The following is a 7,482-nucleotide window of genomic DNA, read 5'->3' as shown; positions in this document are numbered from 1 at the left end:
TCTCCACGGCGGTCGGTTGACCAGCGGAATGGAGAGCCGTGTGCATTGAAAGGTGCAAGCACGGTTCGGGGGGAGGCGCTGGAACATCCTCGAAAGAGGCGTTCCGCGTCGACCCTACGAAGACCCGGGCACCGGGGCTTCGGGAGGCGTTAGCCGAGTAGAGCGCCGGTCCCGGCCGCGGCCGGGATGCGCCGACATATGCCGCCCCGGCGGAGGAAGGACGAAATATGAAGGCCGAGCTCCAGACAAATTACGAGGCGCGACTGTCGCGCTATGCGACACTGCTCCATGCGAACGAGCCGCCGGGGCTCGTCGCAAAGCTCGCCATATACCGCCAGCTCCTTCGCCAGCGCGAGATCCATGGCGAGAAGCTCTGGAAGATCGAGCCGATGCTCTATCCGCTGATGCACTCGGCCGAGATCGATCTCCATCTAGCAGCGGCGCGTCTGCTCGAAGATCCGGGCCGATCGGAAGGAAGCATCTTCGCTTTCCTCAAATTCTGCGTGACCAACCGTACGCACATCACGTGGAAGGCCGGAACCCCGCCCGCCGAGACGTTCGACGAGCAGGTCGCGCGGTTGGAGGCGCAACGCGCGACCATCACCGCGATCATGGGCCGCCGGGACAAGTTCTTCGCGCACCTCGACAAGCGCTATTTTCGCGAGCCTGAGCGGATTTACGTCGATTTCCCGCTGGAGGATTCGGCCGTCATCGAACTGGTCAACGTCGTGATCGCGATCGTCACCGAGCATCAATGGAAGCTCAGGGAGACGGCAAACTTTCACGTCGCCGAGTTCCTGGAGATTGGGATCGATAATATGGTCCGCAATCTGGAGGCCGGACGCCGCGAGAATTTTCCGGGACAGCTCGATTGAACTTTACGACTGTCGAAGCTGTTGCCGGCATGTCGGCCGCCTTCACTTGCGCTATAGTCGGAGTCGGCGAACAGCCGCCCAGTTGATCACGCGGAATCGCGCGTGGCGAGATGTCGATCCCACGAGGTTCAGCATGGATGAAGCGATGATCAGGGACGCGGCGCGGGCATTGGCCGACAGGCTGAAGGCGCTCCTCGACAAAAGCATGGCGGACGAAATTCGGCTCACGGGCGACGAAGCCTTGCTTGCCCAGGGGTTCGCCGAAAGCGTTGCCGAGCTGCTGGCGCGGCCGGCTTAAAGCGAACGAGAGGCGGCGCCGTAAGGCGCCGCCCCGGGTTGGTCAGAAGAAGTCGATGCTGTTGGCGATGATCTCGCAGCCGTAGCGGCTCACGCCGTCACGGTCTTCCCAGCTCGAATAGTGGATCCGGCCGGAGATCGCGACGACGTTGCCCTTCTCGCGGGTTGCGGCGGATTTGCCGAGGCCGTTGAAGCAGGTGACCTTGTGGAATTCGGTCTCCTTGGCCGTGTAGCCGGTGGCTTCGTCGACGTAGGTCTTGCCGTCCTTGAGCTTCACGCGGTCGGTCGCGACGATGAGGGTGGTGACGGTGCTGCGGGTCTCGGGATCCTTGGCGACGCGGCCGGTGATGTTGACGATGTTCATGGACGTGCTCCTTGTTGGGTCCGACGGCCTTCCCGCCGGTGACACCGAAGAGCGGCGTGCGGGATCGCATCGCACCGGAGCGCTATGCGGAGGGAAACCCCTGGAGGGAGCTGGCGCGGGCAGCCGCGAAGCGGCAACACGGGCGACTGGATGGGGTTGTGATGCGAGACCGTCCGCCGCAGGTGTCAGTCAAAGGCGAAGGAAGGCCGGCGAACCTGACGAGGATAGCTTTGCACCATCAGTCCACTACGGTCTCGGCGATAGTCCGTCCCGCTGTGCGTCGCAGTCTCGTTCACCGGGAGAAGCCGGAAGGCGACATCAGGTTTGGCAGGCCAGTCGCCGATTCAGGGGCGGTCGGTGAGCCAGTTTTCGACGGTGAGCGCGCGGATGCGGGAAAATTCGCCGACGTTGGCCGTCACCAACGTCGCATCTAGTGCATAGGCATGGGCAGCAATGAAGAGGTCGTTCGGACCGATCGGTTTCCCCGCGCTCTCCAACTCGGCACGGATCCCGCCATATTCGGTGTCGGCGGGTACATCGAGGGCGAGCACCTGAACGCTTCCGAGGATTGCTTCGATCTGTGCCAGCAGTCTGGGCGATCCCTTCTTCGCGCAGCCATACCGCAATTCCGCCGCGGTGATGATGCTGACGCATATCGCGTCTGGCCCGACCTCGGCGATGCGCGAGGCGACGATACCGTGAGGATTTCGCGCAAGCTCAGACACGATGTTGGTGTCGAGCATGTAGAGTTTGCTCACAGGTCGATTGCCCTGGCTGGCAGGAGCGTATCGTCGATATCAGGAAATTGGTCGTCGGGTCCGAGCGGCTCAAGGCTTGCGAGCACTTCGAGGATGTCTTTGCGCCTGATCGGCTCGAGCACCAGTCGGTCGCCTTCGCGGTGTATCATCACTCGGTCGCCGGGCAGCTCGAAGTCGGCGGGAATACGCACCGCCTGACTTTTATTGTTTCGAAAAAGCTTCACTTCACGCGAGACTGAAGCCTGAGGATGATTAGCTGCCACGACGGCCTCCTTTGCATATACATCAACATATACATGGTTGGCGAGCATGCAAGTGCGCCGACCGCGCAGGATGACGGATTCGGGCGAACGAAAAACAGGGCCCGCTTCGCCAGGTGAGCGAAGCGAGCCCTGCCAGGATCTACGCGCTGGGTATGGAGCGCGTCAGAGGACGGGTTGTGACCGGTCAGTCGGCCATTTCGGGCGTGCGGCGCTTGCGGCCACCGGGCGTCGCGGGCTCGCTTCCGAACGCGCCGTCGGCCGAAGATTCACCCAGACCGTCGCCACCCGCAGGAGCAGCTGGCTCGTCGGCGCCCGGCAGCGGCGGCAGGCCGTCGTCGGCCGCGACCGTGTCAGTCGGTGCGTCGCGGCGGCGGGTCGGGCGCGACCAGACGATGTTGTACGAGCCGTCCTCCTGGCGGAATGCCGAGACGTAGAGCGGCTTGTCGAGGCTCGGATCCTCGATCTTGCCGTTGAGGAAGCTTTCGCCGGTCGAGTTGGACGATAGCTCGAACAGCGCGCCGACCTGAACCCATTGGCGGGCGGCCGAAAGCGCAAGGATCTCGAACTTTGGCGCGCGCGGGTTGGCGGACTGGACGGTGCGCAGTGCGATCACGATCGCGACGGTGAGCGTCGAGATCTTGCCGGTGTAGGTGCCGCTGGCGTTCTGGGTGATGGTGCCGATGTTCATGGGAAGTCTCCTTGAGTTGTGTTGCTCGAACCCCTTGTCCGAACACACTCTCTCACCCACTCAGCTCCTCGGCCGTTCGGCCGAGTAAGGCGCGCCAGCGCCGCTCCGACGGACGCCTCTTCGGCGCCGTCGGGTCGTTCCTGATCGTCTCAGGGGCGTAAGAAGACGTCAGTTTGTGAGCGGCGTTGCCGGCTTGCGCCACAGCGCGATAATGTCCTGCATCTCTTCGGCGAACCCCAGGCTGTCGATATAGACGGCGCCGCGGTCGTTCTGACCGAGAAAGCCGATGACCGTCGTGATGTCGTTGGCGATAGCAACGTCGAGGCCGAACATATCGGCGATCTCGAAATGGCCCAGGTCCGGGCCGTTCCACCAGGCCATCAGGAAGTTGGCAACGCGACGCGCCTGGCCGGTGTCGGACATCGCGATCGGTAAGAGGCGCGTCAGCGCCGCGCGCGCCGCATCATAATCGGTCGGAATCGAGGTCATCGTCTGTCTCCGGGCGACGAAGCTATAGGTCTGCATCTGTGGCGCAACCGCGAAGTCGATCGGAGGCGGAGTGGTGTTACCAAACGGCTCCTAGATCATCGGTGCGCCGGGCACGCGATGGTGGGCGCTGCCGGCAATGCCGGCGACGCGTGTGGATGAGTGAAGACGGCTCGACGCGAGCGTGGCCGCGAGCGGGAGCGCGTCAACGCATCAGTGGATCGAGCCGAAGAGCGACCGCTTGGCCGCGGCCTGATGGCGGCCGTCTTTCATGCCGGTTGTCTGACGCATTTCAGCGTTGAGCCGCTCGGCGAGGTCAGGGGGCATTTCGACATGGGGCGCGACCACGGCGATCACGGCCTCGGGCGTCAGCATTTCGCCGGGTTCGGTGCCGAGCCAGATCAGGGCTTCACCTTCATCGGGCTCGTCCTCGGTGCGGAAGAACACCTGTGCGAAGAACGTCTGCAGTGGACGGTCCCAACCGACGGTCGCGCGCACGACATGCGGCTGATCGGCCTTGGGCTGAAGGTCATGCCGGCTCATTGGGTCGTCCTCCGGATCCTGTGTTGTACGTGCCGGGCAGCGCCCTCGGCGCTGCTGATCGCCTTGCCGGCCGCCGAGGCTGCCTGGCGCGCGCCGGCCTGCCGAAGCAGAGTACGGGCTTCGCGCAGACGCTCAACTGCTATTGCTATCGCCTGCCCATGTTCGGGCCCGGCCGGTGTAATTCGCCGCATGGCTGGTCTCCGGATTGGGTGTCGGAAAGTTGCGCGACGCTCAGTCGTCGCTGGGGAGCATGATCGTCATGACTCTCACCGTGACCAGCGGGTCAGCCGGGTCCTCGGACCCCCATTCGAGCGTGAGGTCATAATAATCGATCGTGAAGCGGACGGCGTGGCCGGCGACGACGAGGTCGCCGCGCGCCCGCTCGCGAGATTCTTCGGGCCTGAAGACGTATCGCCGAATTGCGGCCATCAAATCGGCCTGGGCCAAAATCTGAGCAACCTTGCCCCTCTCCTCTGCTAAGGTCGCGAGACAGGCGGCGGTGATGACGATGCGGCCGGTCGGATCCAGACCCTGGCGGCAACGGTCGTTGAGCGCGGCGATCCGTAACATTCGGTCGGTCATGCTGCCTCCATCAGGCCGGCGTTGAAGCTCTCGAGCCATTCCTCCATCGTCGGACGCTCGCTCACTGGCACGAGGCCGGCGGCGTCCTGGAAGCGGACAAGCTCGGTCGGCGCGTCGCGGCGGATCGCGTCGACCTCGGCCTCGGAAAGAAGGCGCTCCGCGCGAATGAAATCGGTGATCCTGCCGGGCTTGGTTTTGGTCGACCGGCGCCAGAGACCTTCGACGGTGCGAAGGCGCGGTTCGGCCCGCGCTTCGATGAGGACGATCAGGCGCAGGCACCATTGCGGCAACGCACGCACCTCATCGGGCCGGATCGCGCCGCAGAAAAAGCAGCTCGATTTGGGCGGGACCGGCAGACCGGCCGCTTCGATGCGAGCGATGCAACGGTCGCGCGTCCAGTTCCACTCGCGAAGCGGATAACGACAATTGAAAAGCGGGTCGTCGATAGCTGAGGCGTGGGCATAGCGGCGCGTGTCGGCAGGGGATGCGTCATAGCCGATCAGGCGTGTCACCTTCTGCCCGCGCGCCCATGCGGCCTGAGCTGGCGCCCATCGCTTGAGGAAGGCATCCTGTGGCGCGACCTTCCATTTGAGCGAGCAGCTGTGGCGTCCCAGACTGATGCTGGGGAGCGTCGCATTGGTGAGCACGTTGGCGAGGATCGAATAATATGGAGGCCAGTGCTTGAAGCGTCGGGGCACGTAGCGGACAACCTCATAGGGAATGCGCCGCGCCGCCATCCAGGCGGCGATCAGCTTTTGATATTCATAGGTCTCTGGTTTCTCGGCCCCGGGGTCAGCCGTCAGGACCAGATCCGGCGGCTCGCCGCGCGCTGACAGCTCGACAAGCAGCGCGGTGGAATCGACGCCGATGCCATAGGCGAGGACGATCGGCGCCGGTGCGCCAGCCAGGAGCCTGTCGGGCTGCCTCGGCAAATCGGCGGGTCGGTGGGGAGTCAGGACAGACATTGGGAGGCCTCGGGCTTGAAAGGCGGCAAATCGCCGCCTCTTCAGCCCCCCTCCTCTTGTCAGCGCGCGGGCGATCCCGCGCGTTGGATGGCCTCGGCGGCGCCCTGGATGTCGCCCGTCGCCAACTCGAGCCGGCGCGCGGCCTCCGCCACGCCCTCGCACCCTTCGCCAGAGGCAAGCTCGATCATGAGAAAGGTGAAGGGCGTGGGGCGCGACGTTCCCGCCAGCACAGGCTGCGGGTGGTTTCCATGATTGGGGTCCCTGTCAGAGCAGCCTGGCCTGGTGCCTAAGCTGATCGATGATGGCTTGAGCGAATGCGTCGGCCCCGCCCTGTTCCGTGCAGGGGAAAAGATCGTGGCTGCCGAAGAGCCAGAGCGAGCGGTCCAACTCCATCGCGCAGAGCCAACGAGGCTGGCCCGCGATGTCGACGATCGCGAGCGGCAGGCAGCGCGAGCCGCCATAGGGCCGTGGCTCGACCGGATCGCCAGGGAAACCGGCAAGCGTCCAGAAGCGCCAGCCAAGCGGGGCAACGGGATCAATCGATGCCGAGATTTCGAAGCGGCGGATTTTCGCCGTGAATCTGATCAAGCGGCGCGCTTTCGGGCGCCAATCGCCATCAATTCTGAGAATCGGTCCAAAATGGTGGTAACTGACGAATAGCGATCTTCGAGACGGTGGCGCGCAAGGATCGGGCGCCGTGCCGCTGCGATGTCCTCGGCCTCGGGGCGTGTCGGAAGGCGTGGCGGCCAGCCGGCAACATAGCGCAGGCCCGCCGGCATTGCGGCCTCGATGCGCCGACGCTCCGCCTGGTCGGCCTTGGCGCGGACTATGTCTGAGTGAAGGGCGCGACCGAGCAGGTGCGGTGCGACGTCGGCCAGCCATCGTGTCGGTTGGAACGGGAAGGTCGAGCGTGCCTCGATGCCAACCAGCTCGCGGTAGATTTCGCCATTCGGCGGCGCTGCGGTTGAAGCCTGGAGGTCGTGGAGCGAGGCAAATATGCAGTATCGGCATGACAAGCGGGTCGAGCCCCACTCGGTATACGCCTCGTGCAGCGGGATGCCGAGGAGCTGGTGCGCGCGGAACACGTCGCCGGCCGTCCAGTCGGCGAGCGGATGCCAGAGCGACATGATCGTCCCCTGGCGGTTTCCGGCCTTGGCATGACGGTGATCTGCCTTGGCGACGGGTATCGCGGAGCGGTTGTGACTCTCGTCGCGGCGAAGACCGAGCACCGAGATGATGCGTTCACCGGGAAACATCCGCGCCACCGCCGGGCCGATGACTGCCGCCTTCATCTCCGACTGGCAGAACCGAAGTGAGGCCGAAGACCAGGGGCCTATAAGGTTATAGGTTTCCAGCGCTTCATAGCGCCGCTTGGCGTTTTCGAAGCGCTGGATCCAGCGGTCGACGAGGTCGCCGGCCGCCCGTCGAACAACGGTGAGCGGCATGCCCGCGAGCGCGGCGATGTGCGCCACCGTTGCGGGTGTAGATGCCCATTCGGCCCGGCCTAGATCGGCGTGAATAGCCATGCGTCGCGCGCGCGGAGGCTCTGTTGCAAAGATTGGCGGCAGTCAGAGGTAGGCTGTCGCTCTGCGCCGATCAGGCGGCTGCTGCGAAATGGTGGTTGAGCATGCCCATGGCCTCCGTCAGCGCCGAGGGCCCAA

Annotated in this window: 13 protein-coding genes; 2 read left to right on the top strand and 11 right to left on the bottom strand. The window is 64.6% G+C overall.

Annotation, left to right across the window (positions count from 1 at the left end):
• Positions 1–227 precede the first annotated feature (227 nt).
• Together ACP7BY_RS20840 and ACP7BY_RS20835 are read left to right on the top strand one after the other, a co-directional pair.
• Positions 228–875 (top strand): hypothetical protein, encoded by a 648-nt coding sequence (locus ACP7BY_RS20840; protein ID WP_010405786.1) that lies wholly within the window; start codon positions 228–230, stop codon positions 873–875.
• Positions 876–1,008: 133 nt separating this feature from the next.
• Entirely contained in the window at positions 1,009–1,173 is a 165-nt protein-coding gene (locus ACP7BY_RS20835; RefSeq protein ID WP_169313331.1) for a hypothetical protein, read from the top strand.
• Between the two features lie 42 nt (positions 1,174–1,215).
• Here ACP7BY_RS20835 and ACP7BY_RS20830 read toward each other — a convergent pair whose 3' ends face one another.
• The 11 genes from ACP7BY_RS20830 to ACP7BY_RS20780 form a co-directional block, all read right to left on the bottom strand.
• The gene (locus ACP7BY_RS20830) at positions 1,216–1,536 is read right to left on the bottom strand and encodes a single-stranded DNA-binding protein (protein WP_010405787.1); all 321 of its coding nucleotides are present in this window, start codon (positions 1,534–1,536) and stop codon (positions 1,216–1,218) included.
• A 344-nt stretch (positions 1,537–1,880) separates the two neighbouring features.
• Positions 1,881–2,279, bottom strand: coding sequence for a type II toxin-antitoxin system VapC family toxin (locus ACP7BY_RS20825; protein ID WP_010405789.1), 399 nt, complete (start codon positions 2,277–2,279; stop codon positions 1,881–1,883).
• 11 nt (positions 2,280–2,290) lie between these two features.
• On the bottom strand, positions 2,291–2,605 hold the full coding sequence (locus tag ACP7BY_RS20820) for an antitoxin (RefSeq protein ID WP_010405790.1): 315 nt from the start codon (positions 2,603–2,605) through the stop codon (positions 2,291–2,293).
• Between the two features lie 136 nt (positions 2,606–2,741).
• A complete protein-coding gene (locus tag ACP7BY_RS20815) occupies positions 2,742–3,245 on the bottom strand; it encodes a DUF736 domain-containing protein (protein WP_010405791.1) in 504 nt (167 codons plus the stop codon).
• A 168-nt stretch (positions 3,246–3,413) separates the two neighbouring features.
• Entirely contained in the window at positions 3,414–3,734 is a 321-nt protein-coding gene (locus tag ACP7BY_RS20810) for a DUF7673 family protein (RefSeq protein WP_010405792.1), read from the bottom strand.
• Between the two features lie 210 nt (positions 3,735–3,944).
• On the bottom strand, positions 3,945–4,274 hold the full coding sequence (locus tag ACP7BY_RS20805; protein ID WP_010405793.1) for a hypothetical protein: 330 nt from the start codon (positions 4,272–4,274) through the stop codon (positions 3,945–3,947).
• A gap of 231 nt (positions 4,275–4,505) precedes the next feature.
• Positions 4,506–4,856 carry a DUF3768 domain-containing protein gene (locus tag ACP7BY_RS20800; RefSeq protein WP_010405794.1) on the bottom strand — a complete coding sequence of 117 codons (351 nt, stop codon included), beginning with the start codon at positions 4,854–4,856 and terminating at the stop codon, positions 4,506–4,508.
• On the bottom strand, positions 4,853–5,821 hold the full coding sequence (locus tag ACP7BY_RS20795) for a hypothetical protein (protein WP_010405795.1): 969 nt from the start codon (positions 5,819–5,821) through the stop codon (positions 4,853–4,855). Before ACP7BY_RS20795 ends, ACP7BY_RS20800 begins: the two co-directional genes overlap by 4 nt.
• Positions 5,822–5,880: 59 nt before the next feature.
• Positions 5,881–6,009: a hypothetical protein gene (locus ACP7BY_RS20790; RefSeq protein WP_269430337.1), complete on the bottom strand. Its 129-nt coding sequence runs from the start codon at positions 6,007–6,009 to the stop codon at positions 5,881–5,883.
• A 76-nt stretch (positions 6,010–6,085) separates the two neighbouring features.
• Entirely contained in the window at positions 6,086–6,409 is a 324-nt protein-coding gene (locus ACP7BY_RS20785; RefSeq protein ID WP_010405796.1) for a hypothetical protein, read from the bottom strand.
• Entirely contained in the window at positions 6,406–7,347 is a 942-nt protein-coding gene (locus ACP7BY_RS20780; RefSeq protein ID WP_426288353.1) for a phosphoadenosine phosphosulfate reductase family protein, read from the bottom strand. Before ACP7BY_RS20780 ends, ACP7BY_RS20785 begins: the two co-directional genes overlap by 4 nt.
• Positions 7,348–7,482: the final 135 nt, after the last annotated feature.

It is taken from the genome of Sphingomonas sp. PSPC2-2 (assembly GCF_049897725.1).
Classification (GTDB): domain Bacteria; phylum Pseudomonadota; class Alphaproteobacteria; order Sphingomonadales; family Sphingomonadaceae; genus Sphingomonas.
This window is presented reverse-complemented; position numbering and strand designations above follow the sequence as displayed.

Coding starts and splice junctions, on each gene's coding strand:
- ACP7BY_RS20840 (WP_010405786.1), top strand. CDS start 228: ATGAAGGCCGAGCTCCAGACAAATTACGAGGCGCGACTGTCGCGCTAT.
- ACP7BY_RS20835 (WP_169313331.1), top strand. CDS start 1,009: ATGGATGAAGCGATGATCAGGGACGCGGCGCGGGCATTGGCCGACAGG.
- ACP7BY_RS20830 (WP_010405787.1), bottom strand. CDS start 1,536: ATGAACATCGTCAACATCACCGGCCGCGTCGCCAAGGATCCCGAGACC.
- ACP7BY_RS20825 (WP_010405789.1), bottom strand. CDS start 2,279: ATGCTCGACACCAACATCGTGTCTGAGCTTGCGCGAAATCCTCACGGT.
- ACP7BY_RS20820 (WP_010405790.1), bottom strand. CDS start 2,605: ATGCTCGCCAACCATGTATATGTTGATGTATATGCAAAGGAGGCCGTC.
- ACP7BY_RS20815 (WP_010405791.1), bottom strand. CDS start 3,245: ATGAACATCGGCACCATCACCCAGAACGCCAGCGGCACCTACACCGGC.
- ACP7BY_RS20810 (WP_010405792.1), bottom strand. CDS start 3,734: ATGACCTCGATTCCGACCGATTATGATGCGGCGCGCGCGGCGCTGACG.
- ACP7BY_RS20805 (WP_010405793.1), bottom strand. CDS start 4,274: ATGAGCCGGCATGACCTTCAGCCCAAGGCCGATCAGCCGCATGTCGTG.
- ACP7BY_RS20800 (WP_010405794.1), bottom strand. CDS start 4,856: ATGACCGACCGAATGTTACGGATCGCCGCGCTCAACGACCGTTGCCGC.
- ACP7BY_RS20795 (WP_010405795.1), bottom strand. CDS start 5,821: ATGTCTGTCCTGACTCCCCACCGACCCGCCGATTTGCCGAGGCAGCCC.
- ACP7BY_RS20790 (WP_269430337.1), bottom strand. CDS start 6,009: ATGATCGAGCTTGCCTCTGGCGAAGGGTGCGAGGGCGTGGCGGAGGCC.
- ACP7BY_RS20780 (WP_426288353.1), bottom strand. CDS start 7,347: ATGGCTATTCACGCCGATCTAGGCCGGGCCGAATGGGCATCTACACCC.